This window comes from Sorangium sp. So ce726 (assembly GCF_051521405.1).
In the GTDB taxonomy this organism is placed as follows: Bacteria; Myxococcota_A; Polyangia; order Polyangiales; family Polyangiaceae; genus Sorangium.
In genome coordinates, this window is the sequence record NZ_CP150349.1 from 10,061,892 (window position 1) to 10,081,890 (window position 19,999).

A 19,999-nucleotide genomic window follows, 5' to 3' on the forward strand; every position below is an offset into this window, starting at 1 on the left:
GCGTGAGACATTCGCCAGCATGCGAGCTGGGTCGGGTCTTCGCGTGCTGGCCATGGCCGTCCTGGTGCTGGCCGTTGTGGGGTGGATGGGCGCGCTCGGGTGCGCGGCGGGGCACGACGGCGCGGCGGCGGCGGCGCTCGTCCAGCGCCGGTTCCCGGCGCAGGCCGCCGAGGTGCTGGGCAGCGGCGCCCCCGGCGCGCCGGTGGCGATCGGTAGCGGCTTCGCGCTGGGCGCGCCTGGCCTGGCGGGGCGCGGGCCGCGGCTCCAGGCCGAGCTGCCGCGCGACGGCGGCGGCTGGATGCGGCTCTCGGGCGCTGGCGGCTTCGAGGTGCGGGTGCGGGAGGCCGGCGCGTCCGGCCAGGGGGCGGTGGTCGACGGCGCGGTGATCTACGGCCGCGCGGGCGGCGCGTCGTTCTGGCGGGCGGCCGCCGGGGGCATCGAGGAATGGCTCACCGTGGCGCCGGGCGCCGTGCCGGCGGGTGAGCCCGCGGCCGTCTGGGAGGTCGACGGCGCGGCGCTGCGGCAGCGCGGCGAGGCCGTCGAGGTGGTGGACGCGGCGGGGATGCCGCGGCTGCGCGTCACCGCGCCGCGAGCGTTCGCGGAAGGCGGACGGCCGATCGCGGCGCGCCTCGAGGCGCGCGGGGCGGAGATCGCGCTGCTGGTCGAGGCGTCGGGGGAGCTGCTGCTCGTGGATCCGCTGTGGCGCGCCGTCGGAGCGATGGCCACGAGGCGGGACGCCGGGCACACGGCCACGCTGCTGGGCGGCGACGACGGGCGGGTCCTGGTCGCCGGCGGCTGGGGTGGCGAAACCTATCTCGCGAGCGCGGAGCTGTACAACCCAGCGGACGACAGCTGGGCGCCAGCCCAGCCGATGAGCGCAGCGCGCCAAGATCACGCCGCCTTGCTGATGGACAGCGGGCATGTCCTCGTCGTGGGCGGCTCCGACGGCTCGGGCACGACGGTGGCGAGCGCGGAGCTGTACGACCCGGCGGAGGACCGCTGGACGCCAGCGCGGTCGATGAACGTCGCGCGGCAGGGCCCCACGGCGACGCGGCTGGACGGCGGGCGGATCCTCGTCGCGGGCGGCTGGAGCGAGGGCACGTTCCTCCCGAGCGCGGAGCTGTTCGACCCGCGGGAGGGCATCTGGACCACGGCGGCGCCGATGAGCACCGCGCGTTATGGGCACACCGCGACGCTGCTGGCCGACGGGCGGGTCCTGGTCGCCGGCGGCATCGGGCGGGAGGGCGAGGTCCCGACCGTGGAGGTGTACGATCCGGCGACGAACACCTGGACCCCAGCGCGATCGATGAGCACCGCGCGCCGAGGGCACACGGCGACGCTGCTCGACGGCGGGCAGATCCTCGTCACGGGCGGCTTGACGAGCGACGGCACGTTCCTCGCGAGCGCGGAGCTGTTTGACCCGGTGAATGGCGGCTGGGCGCCGGCGGCGCCGATGAGCTTCGGGCGCTTTGACCACACGGCGACGCTGCTGGACGGCGGGCGGGTCCTGGTCACAGGCGGCCTCTACTCGTCGTACCTCCACCTGGCGGACGCGGAGATCTACGACCTGGGGGAGCGCTCCTGGTCGAACGCGCCGGCGATGGCCGTCGGCCGAAGCGCTCATACGGCGACGCTGCTCCCGGGCGGCGGCGTGCTCGTGACGGGCGGCAATCAAGGCGTCGAGGCGAACGCCGAGGTCTACGACCCGCCGGGCACGAGCCCGTGGGCGGAGACCGCGCCGATGCGCGACTCGCGCTACGCGCACACGGCGACGCTGCTGGACGATGGGCGGGTCCTGGTCGCGGGCGGCTACGGGGCCGACTACACAGACCTCAATACCGCGGAGATCTACGACCCGGCCGACGGAACATGGGCCGGGGTGAAGGAGCTGCGCGACGCGCGCTATGCGCATACGGCGACGCTGCTGGACGACGGGCGGGTCCTTATCGCGGGCGGATACGCGAACCGCGCGGAGGGCGCGCTCGCGACCGTGGAGCTCTTCGACCCCACGACGCGCAGCTGGACAGCGGCAGCGCCGATGATCGCCGCGCGCCAGGCCCACACGGCGACGCTGCTGGACGACGGGCGGGTCCTGGTCACAGGCGGCGTCGGGGCCGACTACGTCAACCTCGCGAGCGCGGAGATCTACGATCCGGTGGAAGGCACCTGGACCGCAGCGGTGGCGCTGATCGCCGCGCGCCAGGGGCACACGGCCACGCTGCTGGGCGACGGGCGGGTCCTTATCGCGGGCGGCTACGGGCCCCGCGGTGACGCCCCGAGCGCGGAGATCTGGAGCCCCGACGCGCGCACCGGGACACCGGCAGGACCGATGATCGCCATGCGCCGGGCGCACGCGGCGACGCTGCTGGACGATGGGCGGGTCCTGGTCACCGGCGGCTCGCCGGACGTGGAGGGGATCAGCGGGCTCGCGAGCGCGGAGCTGTACGACCCGGCGACCGATCGCTGGACGACGCGAGCTCCCATGAGCGCCGCGCGCCAGAACCACACGGCGACGCGGCTCCTGGACGGGCGGGTCCTTGTCGCGGGCAATGCCACTGTCAATGGCCATGGCAGCGCGAGCGCGGAGGTGTACGACCTGGCCACGGACAGCTGGTCTCCGGCAGGGACGATGTACTCCGAGCGATCTCAGCACGCGGCGATCCTGCTGCGCCATGGCAAGGTCCTGGTCACCGGTGGCGTGGGCCCCGGCAGCTATCTCGCCAGCGCCGAGCTCTACACCGCGGCTTTCCCCGGCGACCCGTGCGACACCGACGCGGACTGCGCCGGCACCTCCTGCGTCGACGGCGTCTGCTGCGACGCCCCTTGCGCAGGCGTGTGCATGGCGTGCTCCGCCGCGAAGAAGGGCGCCGGCCCCGACGGCGCATGCGGGCCCATCCAGGCCGGCGCCGATCCGGACGGCGACTGCGCCGCGGAGCCTGCCTCCTCCTGCGGCACCAACGGCCTCTGCGACGGCCGCGGCGGCTGCCAGCTGCGGGCGCAGGGCACCCCCTGCGGCGCGGCCTCGTGCAAGGACGCCTCCGAGCTGGTCGAGGCCCCTCTCTGCGACGGGCGCGGGATCTGCGCCGAGGGCGACACCCGATCTTGCGCCGATTACCGCTGCGTCGCGGGCGCCTGTCTCACGGGCTGCACCTTTGACACCCAGTGCGCCGACTCGGCCTACTGCGCGGCGACCGGCGGCGACTGCCTGCCGAAGAAGCCCGTCGGCGCCGCGTGCTCGCTCCCGAAGGAGTGCCTCAGCGGGCAGTGCAGGGCCGGAGCCTGCGAGCTCGACAGCGACGAGGACGGCATCGCCGACAGCGAGGACAACTGCCCTGCGGTCCCGAACACGCTTCAGGCCAACACCGATGGTGGCCTGCCGGCGGGCGATCTCCTCGGCGACGCCTGCGATGACGATGACGACGCCGACGGCGACCGCGATACGGCGGACAACTGCCCTCTGGTCGCGAACCCCGACCAGGCCGACGTCAACGGCGATGGGGTCGGCGACGCCTGCGATTGCGACAACCCGCGCAAGCCCGACGGCAGCCCCTGCGACGACGGCAACGCCTGCACGCAGACCGATACCTGCCAGAACGGCGCCTGCGTTGGCAGCGATCCCTTCGTGTGCCCGCAGCCCGACACCTCCACCTGCAGGCGCGCCGTCTGCGCGCCTGCCACCGGCGCCTGCGAGAGGCGCTACAAGCTCGACGGGGCGCCCTGTCCAGGCGGCGAGTGCATCGCCGGGGGCTGCTTGCTCGCGGAGGCCGCCAGCGGCTCCGGAGGCGGCGCGGGTGGCGAGGGCCAGGGCGGAGAGGGCGACGGCGGCGGGGGCCAGGGCGGCGGGGGCCAGGGCGGCGGGGGCCAGGGCGGCAGCGGCCAGGGCGGCGAGGGTCACGGCGGCGACGCCGCCGCGAATGGCTCCGGCGGCTCCGGCGGCGACGCCGGTGGCGCGCCTCCGGCGCCTGCTCCGGAGGGGAGCGCCCCGCCGCGCGCGCACGGCAACGGCTGCGCCCTGGCGCGCGGCGCAGGCGGCCCTGACGAGGGCGGCTCATCCGTGCCCTGGCTCCTCCTCGCCGCGCTGCTCGCCGCGCGGTCCAGGCGTTTCCGCGAGGCAGCCTGACCCACCACCGCTCGCTGCGTGCCAGACGCTCTTGCGGCTCGCGACGGCTGCGCCTCTACTCGTTCACCATGACCACCACGCTTCGCCTGCCGGTCGACGACGAGCGGCTCGTCCAGCTGATCCCAGAGCGGCTCGACGAGCTGATCGCGGGCATCGATCGACGCATCGGCGCGCAGGTGGACGAGATCCTCCACCACCCGCTCTTTCAGCGTCTCGAGCGGGCCTGGCGTGGGCTCTGGTTCGTGGTCGAGAGGACGAGCTTCGACGAGAACATCCGGATCGAGCTGCTCAATTGCTCGAAGGACGACCTGCGGGACGACTTCGCATCCGCGGGTGCGACCGACAGGAGCGGGCTCCACGGCATCATCTATGCGCGCGCGATCGGGCGCGGGCACGAGCCGTACGGCGCCATCCTCGCGAACCTCGAGTTCGGCCCGGAGCCGGAGGACGCAGCCCTGCTCCAGCGATGCGCGACGGTGGCGCTCCTGGCCCAGGCGCCCTTCGTGGCGGGGGCCTCGCCGCGCCTCCTCGGGGTGGAGAGTTACCACGCCCTCGGGGATGCGGACCGAGCCCAGGGCTCCGAGGCGCTGCAGCAGCTGCGCACGGAGGAGTGCTCACGCGCGCTCGGGCTGGTGTTGCCGCGTTTTCTGCTGCGCGCGCCGTTCGGTCGCGGCGAGCGCGTCGAGGCGAGCTTCGCCTACGAGGAGAGCACCGAAGACCCGGAGAGCTACTGCTGGGGCAACGCGAGCTTCGCCTTCGCGACCCGGCTCACCGACAGCTTCGCGCGTTACCGGTGGTGTCCCAACATCATCGGTCCCGGAGGGGGCGGGCTGATCGAGGGGCTACCGCGGCCCGAGGGAGCGGGCATGCTCGAGACCCCCACCGAGGTGGCGCTGTCCTTTCCCCAAGAAGCCGAGATCGCAGAGCGCGGGTTGATCCCACTCCTCGCCGTCGCTCCCGGGCAGGCATGCTTTTTCTCGGCGAACTCCCTGCAAGCGCCACGGTCCTTCGGCGACACGGACGAGGGCAGGGCCGCCGAGATGAATTACAGGCTTGGGACCCAGCTTCCCTGGCTCTTCGTCCTCGCCCGCATCGTTCATTATCTCAAGGTCATCTACCGCTCTTACCAGCACGCCTTCGAGACGCCGCAAGAAGCCGAGAAAGAGCTGAACGACTGGGTGTCTCAGTACGTCGCGGACCGGGAGGTGGTGACGGCGGCGTCGCGCGCCCGGAGACCGCTGCGCAAGGTGAGAGTGCTCGTCCTGGACACCGAGCACGAGGGCGACTGGTACAGGCTCGGGGTGCAGCTCAGACCTCACTTCAAGTACATGGGCGCGTTCTTCACGCTGAGCGTGTCCAGCCGGATCGAGAAGAGATGATCGAGCTCGCCACGGACGATCCGATCCTCGCCCGCTTCGCTCGCGATCTCGACGCACAGGCGACGATCGGCGTCGATGATGGGCTCGGCGTGAGGCCCGATCTCGAGCGCTTCTCCGCAGAAGACATCGAGCACGCCCAGCTCGCCTGGAGCCACCGTGTCCTGGGCGAGTACCGCGGGGTGGTGATCTACACCGAGCTGCTCGCCGCCCTCGCCGAGGCCGAGGCGCCGTACCCCGCGCTCGCCGCCGTCCACCGGATCATCGGGGACGAGCTCCGCCACAGCCGCCAGTGCGCGGAGGTCGTCGGATGGCTCGGAGGATGGGAGTCGCTCCACCTCGACCTCGGGGGACAGCGCATGCCCCGCACGGGCGATCCTCCGGCCGCCAGGGCGCTCGAGATCGCCGCCCGTGAGCTCGTGCTCGTCGAGGAAGAGTCGGTGAGGACGCTCCGCGCTCACGTTCGCGCAGCCGAGGAGCCGTCGATCCGGCGGGTCTTCGAGTCGTTGCTGCGTGACGAGGTGCGCCACGCCGCCGCCGGGCGCTCCCTCGTGGCGCTGCTCGAGCGCTCGTACCCAGAGAGCGAGCTCGCGGGGGTACAGGCACGCCTGCACGCCCGCCTGCCCGAGGAGCGGCGGCACCTGCGCGAACAGGCGCTCGCTCGGGCCGTGGGCGGCCCGGGGCGACAGCTCGGAGCGAGGCTCGCACCGGGCGATCTCGAGGCGTGAGCTCTTCCCAGACGCTCGGTCCACGCAGGATGATGTCCGCTTGCCGAGGCCCCCTCTGCGACGGGCTCGGGGTCTGCATCTAGGGCGACGTGCCCCCGCCGGGGAGGATGCGTGCAACTGCGCGCCTGGGCGCGTACTCTCGGCGCATGGCACGTCCGCACCTGCTCCCGTTCACCCTGGTGTCGATCGCTGCGCTCGCAGCCTGTGACCGCTCCGAGTCCGCGAGCGCGCCTGCGTCCGCGGGCGCGACCGCCGCGACCACGCCGGCTGCGCCTGCCCCGGGCGGCGCGGCCGCCGGGGCGCCGGCGGCGAGCTGCCCGGCGGGCAAGTGGGAATACGACTATGCCGATATGTTCCTCGAGACGCTGGCGCGCAACTCGTCGGGCGCGCGCGTCGTCAGCGAGCGCGGGAAGTACATCTGCACGTTCAACGGCAACGAGCGTGGCAGCTACGTGTGCGAGACGAGCGAGGGCGGCGTCGAGAACGTGTTCGAGGCGCCTACAGCCGGGATGGCGCTGAGGATCACGGTCAAGATGAACGGCCGCTCGAGCGCGGAGTTCGAGCCTGCGGGCCCTGGCCGCTGGAAGACGACGCGCGCCGACATGAGCGGACTGCGCGTCGAGACCAAGGCCACGCTCGGCGGCCGCGACATGCCCGTGCCCGCGACCAACGCCTTCTCTGGCATGGACCGCCCCGGGACCGTCTTCGAGTACCGCTGTGAAGGCGACGTGTTCAAGCTCAAGCCCATCGTCGAGGGCATGGCGACCGACTTCATCACGATGAAGCGGGTGCCTTGAGAGCTTGACTGTTCGGGTTACGCTTGGATTTGCTGGCCGCGCTCCGGCTCCGGTGCGGGCCCCGGAGCCGCGCTCGCCTTCGCTTCAGATCGCCGACTTCACGAGGCGCAGCCGCTTCTCGGCCTGTCCCCGCTCGCTGAGCCGCAGCTCCGAGGCGGCGGGCGCGCGGCGCCGCACCGGCTGGTGCAGCCTGGCGCTCGCCAGGATGGCCTCGCAGAGGTCGCCGAACTCGTAGCCTGCGGCCTCCGCGATCTTCGGCAGGAGGCTTGTCTGGGTCATGCCCGGCAGGGTGTTCACCTCGAGCACGTACTCGTTCTCTCCGCCGGTCACGAGCAGATCAACCCGCACCGCGCCCGTGCACCCGAGCGCCTGGGCCGCCCGCTCCGCCAGGTTCAGGACGCCGCGGTAGCGGGTCGGCGGCAGGCGCGCCGGCATGTGGTACTCGGTCATGCCCGGCGTGTACTTGGCCTCGTAGTCATAGAGCCCCTTCTTCGGGACGATCTCGATCGCACCAAGGACCTTCCCGTCCAGGATGCCCACGTTGACCTCGGTCCCCGCCACGAACCGCTCCACGATGGCGGCGTCGTCGAACTCGAACGCCAGCGAGAGCGCCGACTTCAGCTCCTCGAGCGACCCGGCCTTGGTCACGCCGAGGCTCGACCCCTCGCCGCGCGGCTTGACGATGACGGGGAACCCGAACGAGCCATGGACGGCATCGAGCTCCTCGAGCTCCTGATTCGCACCCACAGTGTAGTAGGGAGGCGTCGGCACGTTGTGCAGCCGGAACATCTCCTTGGCCTTCAGCTTGTCCATCGCGAGGGCGCTCGCGAGCACGCTCGACCCCGTGTACGGAATCTGGGCAAGCTCCAGGACGCCTTGCACGCACCCGTCCTCACCGAGACGTCCGTGCAGTGCCAGGAACGCTGCGTCGAGCTGCGCGCGCAGCAACGTCGCGCAGAGCTCCGCGCCAAACCTGTCCCCGAGTGTGATCCGCACGACATCGTACCCGCGCGCCTCGAGCGCCTCGGCGACGGCCGCGCCCGAGCGCAGGGACACGTCGCGCTCACCCGACGAGCCGCCCATCACGACGCCCACCCGCTTCCGGCCTTGCCGCTCCACCATCGAAGAACCTCCGTCGCCTTCCCGTGCGGACACCAACACCACGTCAGCGCCTTCCAGTACAGTCAAGCTGCCGGAGAGGTGCTGCGCAAAAACCAAGCCAGCTGCTCCCAAGGCCAGAACCGACGGCCTTGTCAGCGGAGGGCGCTATTCCTGGGATGTTGTTGAGGAAAACCGCGCCCGCCCGCCGTGTTCACCTGCCCACGGCGTGCCGACCGCCAATCCGGTATCAAGGCCCGCGGCGGAGGTCAACTAAACGGAGCGATCGCGCCGTCGGAGGAGACGGGCGCGGCAGGGGCCATCTCGCGGCGTATTCGGGACTCTGCGGCCACGGCGGGGCAGCTCCGCGCGCTCTTCCCCCCCGCGCGGCGGCGCAGGCGCGTCAGGCGCTTCGCACCTGGTGAATCGATGGCGAGCAGCGCCCGAGATCCGGCACACGAGATCCTCTGAAAGGCGATCGCGCTCTCGCCTGCTCGCGGCGCCGGCGGCGACCGAGCGAGGCACTCGACCGCAGATGACATGATAATTCTTCGCCCCTCCCCGCAAGGGGTTGCAATCGGAAGTGACCATCATTCCGGCGCGTGAGAGCGCTTTTCTGCTCCGCCGCCTTACACCCTTTGGTAGGCTCTCTTGGCCCATGCGGAGAACACTTGGCGCCCGTGGGCCAGGTTCGATCCTGCGGAGTTCCCCGGCTCGGTTGCGGCGGACACCCTGCAGCGGCCTCATCAAAAGACCCGTCGAGCGTGAGCTCTCGAGGTGCCAGGGTAGGGTTGCCCGCGTGCTCGTTTCCGACCTTGTCGCCACCTCCGAGCGTGTCGCCGCGCTCTCTCGCCGTGTCGAGAAGATCGGCGCGCTCGCCGCGCTCCTGCGCCGCCTCTCGCCCGCGGAGGTGCAGCTCGGCGTCGACTGGCTCACCGGTCGGCTGCGCCAGGGACGGCTCGGCCTTGGGCCTGGGGTGGTCGCCGAGGCCCGCCGGGCCTCTCCTTCCGTCGCCCAGCCTGCGCTCACCCTGGGGGACGCCGACGCGGTCTTCACGGAGATCGCGCGCGCCTCGGGGCCGGGGGCCGGGGGGGAGCGCCGCGCGGCGCTGGCGGGGCTGTTCGCGCGCGCCACCGATCTCGAGCGCGACTTCTTCGCGCGGCTCCTCGCCGGCGAGCTCCGCCAGGAGAGGCTCGAGCCGGTCATGATCGACGCGGTGGCGCGCGCGGCGCGGGTGCCGCCAGCCTCGCTGCGGCGCGCGGTGATGCTCGCCGGCGACGCGGCGGAGGTGGCCAAGGCCGCGCTCCTCGAGGGGGCGCTCGGCCTCCAGCGCTTCTCGCTGCAGCTGTTCCGCCCCGTGCAGCCGATGCTGGCGCAGTCGGCCGACGACATCGCGGCGGCGCTGAGCGAGCTGCGCGCGATGGCGCTGGAGTGGAAGCTCGACGGCGTGCGCGTGCAGGCGCACAAGGCTGGCGACGAGGTGCGCGTCTTCAGCCGCGGCCTCGGCCCGGTCACGAAGGCGGTCCCCGAGATTGTCGAGATCGTCCGGGCGCTCCCGGCCCGCTCGGTCGTGCTCGACGGCGAGGCGCTCACCTTTCGCGCGGACGGCGCGCCGCACCCGTTCCAGGTCACGATGCGCCGCTTCGGCCGCGCGCACGACGCGGCCGCGCTGCGCGCCGAGCTGCCGCTGCGCGCCCTGTTCTTCGACGTGCTGCACCTCGACGGCGAGGATCTGCTCGACCGTCCCGGCAGCGAGCGCACGGCCGCGCTCCGGCAGGTGCTCGACCGGTCGCTGCGCGTCCCGCGCATCGAGCTGCCGACGGCGGCCGAGGCCGAGGCGTTCTTCGCCGACGCGCTCGCCCGTGGCCATGAGGGTGTGATCGCCAAGTCGCTCGCCGCGCCCTACGAGGCGGGGCGGCGCCGCGGCTCGTGGCTCAAGGTGAAGCGGGCGCGCACCCTCGACCTGGTGGTGCTCGCGGCCGAGTGGGGGACCGGCCGGCGCCGGGGGCTGCTCAGCAACCTGCACCTCGGGGCGCGCGATCCCGCGGCCGGGGGCTTCGTCCTGCTCGGCAAGACGTTCAAGGGCATGAGCGACGAGGTGCTCGCGTCGCAGACGCAGCGGCTGCTGGAGCTCGAGATCGGCCGTGACGCAGACGCGGTGTACGTGCGGCCGGAGATCGTCGTCGAGGTCGCCTTTGACGGCGTACAGGCGAGTCCGCGGTACCCCGGGGGGATCGCGCTGCGGTCTGCGCGGGTGAAGAGATACCGGCCTGACAAGCCTGCAGAGAAGATCAGCACGATTGACGAGGTGCGGGCGATCCATGCGGGAGCGCTCGCGCGCGAGGCGGCCGAGAAAGGGCAGGCGGAGGGTGGAGGAGAGGAGTTGGAGGGGGACGGATGATGCTCGTCGGGGCGAGCCGTCCGTCTCAGAGCGGCAGGCGCGCGAGGAGGAAGCCGAGCCAGCCCTCACTCTTCTGTCCCTCGGTGAGGCTCATCACGGTCATCAGGTGTCCTTTCGCGTCCGTACCCGGCGCCTCCCGGGAACCGCGCCTCCCGTCGTTTCCGGGGGCTCTCGATCGTCTGCGGGCGAGGTTCGCCCTTGCTGCTATTGAAGCGCGCCGCGCGAGGGCGGGTCGTCGAAGCAAGCTCCGTCGAGATCGGTCGACAGCGCCGCGAGCGGCGTCCCGCTGCTCACGGCGGGGCTGTCCGGCTTGAGGTGATAATCCCCACCGGCGACGTCGAGGAACCCCGGATCGATCCCTGCCATCGCGCCGTCGTCCGTGAGCGGCAACCCGACCGGACTCGACGCCTCCGGATCGTCGGCCGCGTACCACAGGTTCGTGTGCAATGAATTCGTCGCCAGCGTCGGGAACGACGGGGAATAATACTCCGTCGCCCCGACGTCGCTGCGGCGATAGTACGTGATGTTGTTGACGAAGCGATTGTCCGCCGTCGCCCGAACCCTGGGGTCTCCGCCCACGCCTCCCGACCCGGGAAAGTACGACAGCAGGCTGTGGTTCGGGAACACGATGGTGTTGTTGGCGACCAGGCACCCCACACAGCCGTTGAAAGAGACCGCCACGCCGGGCGCCACGATCAGGTTTCCGAGCACGCGTACGTCCTGCACCTCGATGATGTCGGCCCCCGGCGCGACCGGCGGGCGAAACGCCTCGGGCGACACGATCGTGCCGAGCCGGACCCCGTAGGCCCCGATGATATCGAAGATGCGATTGTTGCGGATCTCGACGTCCGAGCTGCCGCCCCCGATCACGACGCCCTTGCCGAGCGCATTGCCGGCGACCACGCCGCGGTGCGAACCCATGATCTCGAGCCCTTCAGTCTTGTCCAGGTCCATGAACTCGCTGTCCAGCAGGCAGAAGTCGTGGAGTCCGGCCAAGCGCACAGCCTTGGCGGAATACGTGTAGATGTCGCGTACGGACACGCGCTCGACAGCGACGAATTGCGTCGCTGTCGGATCGGCGTATGCCTCGCCGTCATCGACGATGAGCGCGGGGACATCTCTGGTGGGCAAGGTCTGGGTGATCTCGAGGTCGTGCACCACCACGTGGCGCAGCCGCGAGAAGTGCAGGACCGGGTCCCCACCGACGAATACCGGCCGCTCCTCCCCCGGTGCACCGCCGATCCAGATCGGCGCCTCGGCGGTGCCGGCGACGTCGCTGATCTGCTCGGGCTCGTACGTGCCGGCGTGGATCCGCACCGCCGTCCCCGGAGTCGCCGCGCTCACGGCCGCGGCGAGGGTCGAGCACGGTGCCTCCTCCGTCCCGCACCCCGCGGCGTCCGTCCCGCCGGGAGCCACGTGGAGGAACACCACCGGCTGCTTGCCGGCCGCGATCGCCCTTGCCCTCTCATCCATTCCGCAGGCCCGCGGAGAGGGTATTCGCGGGGCTGTACGAGCGGAGCCCTGGTAACACTTCTGACCGGGAGCTGCGGTGACACTTCCTTGAGCTACGGGCGAGCCGTCCGTCTCAGAGCGGCAAGTGCGCTAGGAGGATGTCGCCCCAGCCTTCGCTCTTCAGGGCGCCGAAGGCGGTTTGTGCCTCGTCGTAGAAGCTCGTCATGATCGACAGGTGTCCTTTCGCGTCGAGCGCGGAGGCGCCGAGGCCGAAGAACCCGTTTTGCGTGTCGATGATCATCCTGCCGATCTCGACGATCCGCCGCTGCGCGACGAACGCCCCGGTGCCTGGCTCGTAGGTGGCGACGTAAGTCCCCCGCTCGTCCACCGAGCCGCCGCCGAGGTCGAAGGGCGCCCCGAGCGAGGCGATGAGCGCGACCCGGCCGTCGGGCGCGAACGAGAGCCTGGTCGAGGCGACCTGGCTGGCCGGGAACGCTTTCGCCCACCGGATCGCGCCGTCTTCGCCGGCGAGCTTCATGAGGAACGCGCCGCGCGTACCGTCGATGGGCCCCTCCCCGAGGTCGGCGCCCGGCGCGAACTGGCCGGCGATCAGCACGTCGCCTCGCTCGTCCACGAGCAGCGTCTGCGCCTTGTCGCCTTGGCCCCCGCCGTAGTCTTTGGGGGCGCCGAAGTGCCGCGACCAGAGGTGGGCGCCGTCCTCCCCCGAGTACTTCCCCACCCAGGCTTGATCGCCGTTCAGCCCCGTGATGGCGCCCCCGCCGAGATCGGCGTCGTCGGAGAAATTCCCGGCGACGAGGATATCGCCGTGGAGGTCCACGGCCACCCCGCCGATCGGGGCGAAAGACGAGGCGTATCCGGACAGGCTTCCCAGGTCCGTCGCGAAGCGGGCTGCGCCGTCGGCGGCGAACCTGGCGAGGGTGAGGCGGTACCCGGACTCTGCGGCGACGACGATGTCATCGCCGGGACCGACGGCCACACGGCCTCCGAAATCGAAGCCCCCGCCGCCCAGGCGGTGCATCCAGCGCGGGGCGCCGTCCGGATCGAGCGCAAGGACGAAGATGTCGGGCGTGGCGAGCAGCGGGTCGCCTCGTTCCGGCTCTTCCAGGACGAGATCGCCGGCCTCGAGCGGACCGCGCGAGTAATGGCCGACGACGGCGATGCCGTCGTCTCCGTCGACCGCGACCCCCGTGGCCGTCACCCGGCTGCCATCGAAGCGCTGTACCCAGCGCAGGGCGCCGTCGTCCGCGTAGGTGGCGACGAAGAGGTCCTCGAAGCCGGCGAGCGGCGTGGCGCCCGCGCCGAAGTCCGCCGCTCCCCGCGAGCTCCCGGCCAGGACGACGTTCATGCCGCCATCGATCGCGAGGGCCATGGCATCCTCCCTATCGGGTCCCGAGATCTGCCGATGCCAGGCCCCCTCGGCCGGAGGCGATCCCCAGCCCCCACCCGCGCCTCCGCTGCCACCCGCGCCTCCGCTCCCCACGGCGTCACCGCCCGCGCCTCCGCCGGATCCCCCCGATCCCGCGCTCGTGGTGCCGCTCGAATTGGCGGCCGGCTCGGTCTCATGGATCGCACTGCAGCCGGTGAGGATCATGGCAGGGGCAAGGATCAGTAGAGCAGAAGCGATGATGCGCATGGCGTGACCTCCGCCCGACAGGCTACGTTCCGGCCGCGGGACCGCCCCTTAATCCCATCTTAAAGCGATTCGCGTGCTCCCTCTCCCCGCGCCCTTGTTCTCCTATCCATTCCGCAGGCGGCCGGCGAGTAGCCCCCTACCGCCGCTTCCCCCCGCCCTCGCCGTCGCCCGTCTCCCCCCCGCGCGAATCGCCCCCTCCCCCCGCGGCCGGCTCCACCGCGACGTAGTGGACCGGCAGCGCCGGATCCAGCGAGTACCCCTCTGCGTCTCTCCGGAGCCACGGCTTCATCCCGAGCTTCCGCAGCTGGTTCATCGCCACGTAGATCCGGTTCGCCGCCGCCTCCGGCAAGATCCGCTCGCCGGGCCACCCCGCCTCCTTCAGCGCGGCCAGGGAGAGCCCTCGGCCCGGCGCACACCGCTGCTGCTCGGCCAGCGCGTGCAGCAGGCGCCGCGCCGCGTGGCGCTCGCGCAGGTCGTGCCAGCCGCTGCCCGGCGGGCGGACGAAGCGCGCCCCCTCGGTCAGGAGGAGCTCGCGCTCGCCCTCCGCCCGCGCCTCGGGCAGGCCGCCCAGCGCCGCCAGGCTGCGCTCCAGGATCCGGAGCAGCAGCCGCACGTCGTCGGATCGGCTCGCGCTCGACGGCGATCCCTCCCGGGCGCGCGCGATCCTGCGCCGCGCCTCGCCCGCGTGCGCCGCCGCCTCCTCCCCCCGCCCCGCGCGGCGCGCCGCCTGGGCGAGCGCGAGGTCGACGAAGCCGGACGCCATCCGCGCGAGCTCCACGTCGGGCTCGTCCCCGAGCTGCGCGAGCAGCCGCTCCGCGGGCTCGATCGCGCGCCGCGCCTCCTCCACCTCGCCGACCGACGCAAGCGCCGCCCCAAGGCGGCAGAGGGCGATCCCCTCGGAGCGGCGATCCCCGACCTCGCGGAGCAGCCCCACCGCGCGGCCGTGGCAGGCGCGCGCGTCGGGGAGGCGCCCCTCCTCGTGGTGGAGCGCGCCGAGGTTGCCGAGCGTGATCGCGAGCAGCCGGAGATCGCCCACCTCGCCGAGGATCGCGGCGGCGCGCTCGTAGCGCCGGCGCGCCGGCGCGGGCGCCCCGCGCTCCTGCTCGAGCAGGCCGGCGTTCGTCGAGAAGATGCCCTCCATCCGGCCGTCGCCGATCTCCGCCGCCATCGCGATCGCCTGCTCGTAGTAGGCGGCGGCCTCGCCCTCGCGGCGCTCGTCGTGGTGGAGCGCGCCGAGGTTGCCGAGCACCCGCCCCTCGGCGCGGCGGTCGCCGAGGGCGCGGTGGAGCGCGAGCGCCTGCGCGTAGTGGTCGCGCGCGCGCTCCATGTCGCGCCGGCCGTGGTGGAGCACGCCTAGGTCCGCGAGGATCCCCGAGAGGAGCGCCGCTGCGCCGAGCGCCGCCGCCTGCGCGCGGGCGCGCTCGAGGTCCTCGAGCGCGGCATCCGCCTGCCCTCGGAGCCGCCGCGCGCGCCCCCTCGCCGCGAGCGCGCGGGCCATGACGCGCGGATCTGCCGCGAGCGCCTCGGCGGCCGCGAGCGCGCGATCGAGCAGCTCGAGCTGCGCCCCGAACGGGCCGCGGGTGCTGAGCACGGGCTCGATGGCGCAAAGCGCCCGCAGCGCCCGCTCGGCCACCGCCTCGGAGCCGGCGCGAGGCGCTGCCGCCAGGGCGAGCGCGCGCTCGGCGACGGCGAGCAACTCCTCCAGGTCGCCGGCGATGCGGTTGAGCGCGTCGAGCCCGCCGCGCCGCTCGAAGTCCGCGGCCGCGGCCTCGCCGGCGGCCAGGTAGAACGCCGCGTGCCGCTCGAGCGCGGCCTCGCGCTCCCCGCGCTCGGCGAGCTTCTCGGCGGCGAGCTCCCGCACCACCTCGTAGAGCGCGAAGCGCGTCGCCCCGTCGCTCCCCGGGGGCGCCGCGCGGAGCAGCGACTTGTCGCGCAGCGCCTCGATCCGATCGATCGCGGCGGCGTCGGGCTCCGCGAGGACGGCGGCGGCCGCCGCGAGCGTGAACGGCCCGCGGAAGACCGAGCAGCAGGCGAGCGCCCGTCGCTCGCGGTCGTCGAGGAGGTCCCACGACCACTCGATCGCGCTCCGCAGCGTCGCCTGCCGCGCCTCCCTGCCGCGCGCCGCGCCCGCGAGCAGGTCGAGCCGGCTCCCGAGCCGCGCGAGCAGGCCGCGCACGCCGAGCACGCCCTCGCGCGCCGCCGCGAGCTCGATCGCGAGCGGGATGCCCTCGAGCCGCCGTACCAGCGCGGCGACGTCGGCGAGGTGCTCGTCGCCGGGCGGCGGCGGCGGTGTGGAAGCGCGGTGGGCCGCGGCGCGATCGAGGAAGAGCGCCACGGCCGCGCTGCGCTCGGTCGAGCCCTCCGTGGGGAGGCCGAGGGGGCCGAGCTCGTAGCTGATCTCCCCTGCCAGGCGGGTGCGCTCGCGCGACGTCGCGAGGAAGCGGAGCTCGGGCGCCGCGCGCACCCACGCGTCGAGGGCCGGCGCGGTCTGCTCGAGCACGTGCTCCAGGTTGTCGAGCACGAGCAGCGCCGGCCCCTCGGTCGCGAGGGCGCGGCCGATCCGCTCGACGAGCGTCGCTTCCCGGCGCCCTGCCGCGACCTGCGCCCCGATCGCGCGCGCGACCGCGCCGCAGACGGCGCGCAGGTCACGGCAGGCGGTGAGCTCGCAGAGCCACACGGCCTCGCCGGCCTGCGCCTCGGCCCAGCGGCTCGCGAGCTCCAGGGCGAGCCGCGTCTTGCCCATGCCGGCCGGGCCCCAGAGGGTGACGAGCCGCTCGCCGCGCCGGAACAGCTCGGCGATCGCGACGAGCTCGCCCTCCCGGCCGATGAAGCGCGACGCGGGCAGGGCAAGGTGCCGCCTCCGCGGCCGTGCTGCGTCCGCCATGCGCAGACATTCGATCGGACGGGGGCTGGATTCAACGCCAGAGCGGGCAGACGGCGGGGAGCGCGGTGGGAAGAGCGCGGCGAGACGGCGGAGACGCGACGTGGTGGTGGGAGGCGCGACGGAATGGCGGAGACGACACGACACGACGGCGGAGGCGCGGCGGGGCTCAGGGGCGCACGAGCGGGGTCACGAGCAGCTTCTTCCGTGCGCCACTGAGCTCGACCTGCACCTCGATCCCGCGCCGATCGAGCACCGACAGCGGGCGGATCGGCGTCACCTGGGCATAGAGATCGCCGGCGCCGCACCAGGTGCCCTGGAGCGCGGGCGCTTCGGCGTCGTCGGGCGTGAAGACGACAGCGCCGGTGCGGCAGCCGCCGTCAACGGCCGCGTAGAGGCCCTCGATGCGGTCGAGCGCCGCGGGGCGCGCGCGAAAGGCGAGCTCCGCGCCCTCGGGCGTGCGCAGCCGGCCGGATTCCCCGCCCGGATCGGCGGTCGCCGTCCACCCGTCGCTCGCGAGCGAGAACGCGCCGCTCGGGTCCTCGGGTCCCTCGAACCACCGGGTCATGGTCGCGTAGCTGCTCACGCCGCCGCAGACGTAGAGCGTGACCGTGCCCTCGCCGCGCACGAGGGCGAGCACGGCGTCCGTGTTATCGACCGTGCCGACCGAGATCTCGGGCGGCGAGGCCTCGGGGTCTGCAGCGCACCCCGCGCAGAGCACGGCGCCGAGCACCCCGGCGGCGCGCGCGAGCGCGCGAGCGCTCTTCATGTAGACAACGATCCCTCCGGAGCGATGAAAAAGGCCCATAGGGGCTTATTTTAATCGAGACCCGGAGCGGAGGGAGCCGGAGTTCCGCGGTGGACGGCGCCGAGTTCGTGCCTTTTCAGCCAAGGCTGGGTGACGCGAGCGTTCGCGGAGCCGCGCTCGAAAGAACGGCTCAACTCTGCGCTGCTGGCGAGGGGCGGCTCGGGATTGCAGCCACGAAGCCCGTTCGGGCGGCGCTTTTGGCGCGAGCAGCGTCCTGATGAACACCACGCAGGGCCTCTTCAGCGAGCTACGCCCCCCTGTCCGGCGGAACATCGCCGGACAGCCCCTTTCGTCGCGCGGCGAGGACCGCCGCGAGCCAGTGCACCTTGGCCGGGTCGCTGTCCCACGGCGGGGCCTCCCGGTAGAGCGAGTCCCAGTATTCGCGTGCTGCCGCCTCGGCCGTCGCGAGCTCGCTCTCGCCTTCGGGCGCGTCCTCGACGGCATCCACGAGAGCACGCCATGGGTCCGAGTCGTAGCCTCTCAGGTTCGACCACGGCCTTGCGGGCTGTCCGTCGAAGAGCCCATCGCTGCTCTGGAGAAAGCCCTCGTACGCGCTCTGGGCCACGGCGTCTCGCCGGCGACGGTTGACCTCGTTCACGCAGGAGTGGCGGTAGGACTCGGCCCATTCGCGGTCCTCCTCCGGCACGTCGTCTCGCCAGGCGCTCGCATAGAGATCGCGCAGCTCCTGCAGGAGCACCGCAGACTCCTTGAGAACCGTCGTGTGACGCAACGCGTCCGCGAGGGCTCGGTTGCGCGCCGCGCTCGGTCCGGGGAGGGGAAGCACCCTAAACGTCCAGGACCGCGCAACATCCACCATCGGGCGGATGGGCCTCGTCATGGACCTCGGGAGCCCGCGGCGCCCGCGCCGAAACCCCCTCCGAAAGGCGCGGAGCGCCGACGGCCGGTCCACCTCGGGGGCGTCGTCGACCGCCAGCGCCCGCCAGACGGACGTCCGGTGGAGGCGCGCTGTCGGATCGCCCGTCGCGCCCTCGCCCTCGCCCGCGACCGTCTGCCCGAAATCCACGACGAAGATAAAAAACGCGCTCTTGACGGCTTCGAGCAGCATCGGCCACGGCGGAGCGGGCTCCTTGTCGAACCTGCCCGTGAGGCTCTCGGGAGAGCCCGCGTCCACCCTCGGGCGGATGGCCTCGGGCCGCGAATCGTCGACCCACCTCCCGAATTTCTCGCGATGCGCCTCGGCCCATGCGCGGTCCGCCTCGGGCAGGTCGTCGTGCCCTGCTTCAGCGCACAGCCTGCCCAGGGTCTCGAGGTCCATGTTCCGACCCCAAATATTTTGGGACGAAAATAGGCAACTCGCCGTGCCCGCCTCGATGTCGATGCGCGGCATGAGGTACCACACGCGCGACGTTCTGAGCTTCATGGATGATCCCCTGGCTCACCGCCCGTCGGGTCGGTGGGTTGCTCGCCCGGAAGGTCCGTCGGCCGAGGTGGGCACCCCCAGCCTGGCCCCGCGCCGAGCGGGCAGAGGAGCGGGACGAGCTGAGGGGCAGCAAATCCCGGAGGCGGCGCCGGGAGCGAGATCAGCCAGTCGATCAGCTCATCGACTGTGATCGATCTGGGGTTCGTCAGATCGGACGGCACCTTCTCCGGCTCGTAACGAAAATCCCACACGAACCTGCACTCGACGTGCGTCACGCCCGGCACCTGCTCCTCGTGCAGGATCTTGAGATTCATGGCTGCATTGCCCCGCCCTTGAAATTCGTCGGCACACATCGTGTAGGTCACGGGGATATTTCCTCCTCCAAGGAGACACTGGATCAAGTCCTCGACGGTGTACGTCGGCTCCTGGTCGTTCCAGCCGCTCCAGGTGCCGCCGGCCTTCAACCGGCACTGGAGCTTGCCCACCTGCTCGCTGTGGTCTTTCTTGTAGGTCAGCAGCCACTTCAGCGCATTGGTGTTCAATTTCCTTTTTTGCAAGTCCGATAGCGTATCGGCCGGCAGCGATGCGATCCGTCGTCTGAGTTCGTCGCGATCGTCGGGGTCCACGATCGAGCAGTCAAGGGCGATCACGGCGACCGCAGCGGCCGCCACAGCCTTCAGGAGCAGCTTCATGGGCGCAGCGTTCCATGGACAGACGGTGAGCATCAAGCCATCCGCGCACCCAGTCCCCGCGCCGCGCCCTCCCGATGTGTACCTGCGGGCGGTGCCACCGCCCCAAACCCGACGCTTACGCCTGGGACGATATCGCCAGAGGCCGGAGCGATGAAAGATGCCCATGGGGTCATATTTTAGTCGAGACCCGGGGCGATGGAGCCGGAGTTCCGCGGTGGACGGCCCCGAGTTCGTGCCCTCTCAACCCGGGTCGAGCGGCGCGAGCGTTCGCGGAGCCGCGCTCGAAAGAACGGCGCAACTCTGCGCTGCTGGTGAAGGGTGGTTCGGGCGGGCTTCCCCGACCCGGCGATATTCGGCAAATTGTTCGGTACCGTCACTGCCACTTCTTCAAAGGCGAGGCCCCGGCCAGTGGCGGCGCTTGGGCGCCGGTCACCGTCCTCCAGGTGGTCCGTCGCGACTTGACCGGCGGCGGCGACCGCTGGTAAGGTCGGCCACCGTCTGCGGGTACGTGGATCGGTGAATCAGGGGGGAAACCGATGAACCATCGGCGCGACGTTCTGCTCGTCGTGTTTGCCTGCGGCTGCTCCATCGTGGATCCCAGCGATCGCGAT

Annotated in this window: 12 protein-coding genes; 5 read left to right on the forward strand and 7 right to left on the reverse strand. The window is 72.3% G+C overall.

The features are described 5' to 3' along the window. The first annotated feature begins 43 nt into the window (after nt 1-43). The 4 genes from WME79_RS37450 to WME79_RS37465 all read left to right on the forward strand — a co-directional run bounded on the left by WME79_RS37450 (nt 44) and on the right by WME79_RS37465 (nt 7,021). The gene (locus tag WME79_RS37450; RefSeq protein ID WP_437540019.1) at nt 44-4,120 is read left to right on the forward strand and encodes a kelch repeat-containing protein; all 4,077 of its coding nucleotides are present in this window, start codon (nt 44-46) and stop codon (nt 4,118-4,120) included. A 68-nt stretch (nt 4,121-4,188) separates the two neighbouring features. Then, nucleotides 4,189-5,499 (forward strand): type VI secretion system contractile sheath large subunit, encoded by a 1,311-nt coding sequence (gene tssC, locus WME79_RS37455; RefSeq protein ID WP_437525039.1) that lies wholly within the window; start codon nt 4,189-4,191, stop codon nt 5,497-5,499. Next, nucleotides 5,496-6,224: a ferritin-like domain-containing protein gene (locus WME79_RS37460; RefSeq protein ID WP_437525040.1), complete on the forward strand. Its 729-nt coding sequence runs from the start codon at nt 5,496-5,498 to the stop codon at nt 6,222-6,224. Before tssC ends, WME79_RS37460 begins: the two co-directional genes overlap by 4 nt. A gap of 146 nt (nt 6,225-6,370) precedes the next feature. Further along, the gene (locus WME79_RS37465) at nt 6,371-7,021 is read left to right on the forward strand and encodes a hypothetical protein (protein WP_437525042.1); all 651 of its coding nucleotides are present in this window, start codon (nt 6,371-6,373) and stop codon (nt 7,019-7,021) included. An 84-nt stretch (nt 7,022-7,105) separates the two neighbouring features. Here WME79_RS37465 and WME79_RS37470 read toward each other — a convergent pair whose 3' ends face one another. After that, nucleotides 7,106-8,143: a D-alanine--D-alanine ligase gene (locus tag WME79_RS37470; RefSeq protein ID WP_437525044.1), complete on the reverse strand. Its 1,038-nt coding sequence runs from the start codon at nt 8,141-8,143 to the stop codon at nt 7,106-7,108. Between the two features lie 775 nt (nt 8,144-8,918). On the opposite strand from WME79_RS37470, the gene WME79_RS37475 reads away from it, so the two are divergent. Next, entirely contained in the window at nt 8,919-10,520 is a 1,602-nt protein-coding gene (locus WME79_RS37475; protein ID WP_437525046.1) for an ATP-dependent DNA ligase, read from the forward strand. Between the two features lie 204 nt (nt 10,521-10,724). Here WME79_RS37475 and WME79_RS37480 read toward each other — a convergent pair whose 3' ends face one another. The 6 genes from WME79_RS37480 to WME79_RS37505 form a co-directional block, all read right to left on the reverse strand. After that, nucleotides 10,725-11,993: a hypothetical protein gene (locus WME79_RS37480; protein ID WP_437525048.1), complete on the reverse strand. Its 1,269-nt coding sequence runs from the start codon at nt 11,991-11,993 to the stop codon at nt 10,725-10,727. A gap of 112 nt (nt 11,994-12,105) precedes the next feature. Next, the gene (locus WME79_RS37485) at nt 12,106-13,362 is read right to left on the reverse strand and encodes a hypothetical protein (RefSeq protein WP_437525050.1); all 1,257 of its coding nucleotides are present in this window, start codon (nt 13,360-13,362) and stop codon (nt 12,106-12,108) included. Between the two features lie 400 nt (nt 13,363-13,762). Then, the gene (locus WME79_RS37490; protein ID WP_437525051.1) at nt 13,763-16,510 is read right to left on the reverse strand and encodes an ATP-binding protein; all 2,748 of its coding nucleotides are present in this window, start codon (nt 16,508-16,510) and stop codon (nt 13,763-13,765) included. 166 nt (nt 16,511-16,676) lie between these two features. Further along, entirely contained in the window at nt 16,677-17,276 is a 600-nt protein-coding gene (locus WME79_RS37495; protein ID WP_437525053.1) for a hypothetical protein, read from the reverse strand. Between the two features lie 286 nt (nt 17,277-17,562). Then, nucleotides 17,563-18,591 carry a hypothetical protein gene (locus WME79_RS37500; RefSeq protein WP_437525055.1) on the reverse strand — a complete coding sequence of 343 codons (1,029 nt, stop codon included), beginning with the start codon at nt 18,589-18,591 and terminating at the stop codon, nt 17,563-17,565. Nucleotides 18,592-18,692: 101 nt separating this feature from the next. Continuing rightward, the gene (locus tag WME79_RS37505; protein WP_437525057.1) at nt 18,693-19,388 is read right to left on the reverse strand and encodes a hypothetical protein; all 696 of its coding nucleotides are present in this window, start codon (nt 19,386-19,388) and stop codon (nt 18,693-18,695) included. Between the last annotated feature and the right edge of the window lie 611 nt (nt 19,389-19,999).

Excerpts from the sequence above, each read along its gene's own strand:
- WME79_RS37495 (WP_437525053.1), bottom strand. The coding sequence starts at position 17,276 with ATGAAGAGCGCTCGCGCGCTCGCGCGCGCCGCCGGGGTGCTCGGCGCC.
- WME79_RS37485 (WP_437525050.1), bottom strand. The coding sequence starts at position 13,362 with ATGGCCCTCGCGATCGATGGCGGCATGAACGTCGTCCTGGCCGGGAGC.
- WME79_RS37490 (WP_437525051.1), bottom strand. The coding sequence starts at position 16,510 with ATGGCGGACGCAGCACGGCCGCGGAGGCGGCACCTTGCCCTGCCCGCG.
- tssC (WP_437525039.1), top strand. The coding sequence starts at position 4,189 with ATGACCACCACGCTTCGCCTGCCGGTCGACGACGAGCGGCTCGTCCAG.
- WME79_RS37465 (WP_437525042.1), top strand. The coding sequence starts at position 6,371 with ATGGCACGTCCGCACCTGCTCCCGTTCACCCTGGTGTCGATCGCTGCG.
- WME79_RS37500 (WP_437525055.1), bottom strand. The coding sequence starts at position 18,591 with ATGGACCTCGAGACCCTGGGCAGGCTGTGCGCTGAAGCAGGGCACGAC.
- WME79_RS37480 (WP_437525048.1), bottom strand. The coding sequence starts at position 11,993 with ATGGATGAGAGGGCAAGGGCGATCGCGGCCGGCAAGCAGCCGGTGGTG.
- WME79_RS37460 (WP_437525040.1), top strand. The coding sequence starts at position 5,496 with ATGATCGAGCTCGCCACGGACGATCCGATCCTCGCCCGCTTCGCTCGC.
- WME79_RS37505 (WP_437525057.1), bottom strand. The coding sequence starts at position 19,388 with ATGAAGCTGCTCCTGAAGGCTGTGGCGGCCGCTGCGGTCGCCGTGATC.
- WME79_RS37470 (WP_437525044.1), bottom strand. The coding sequence starts at position 8,143 with ATGGTGGAGCGGCAAGGCCGGAAGCGGGTGGGCGTCGTGATGGGCGGC.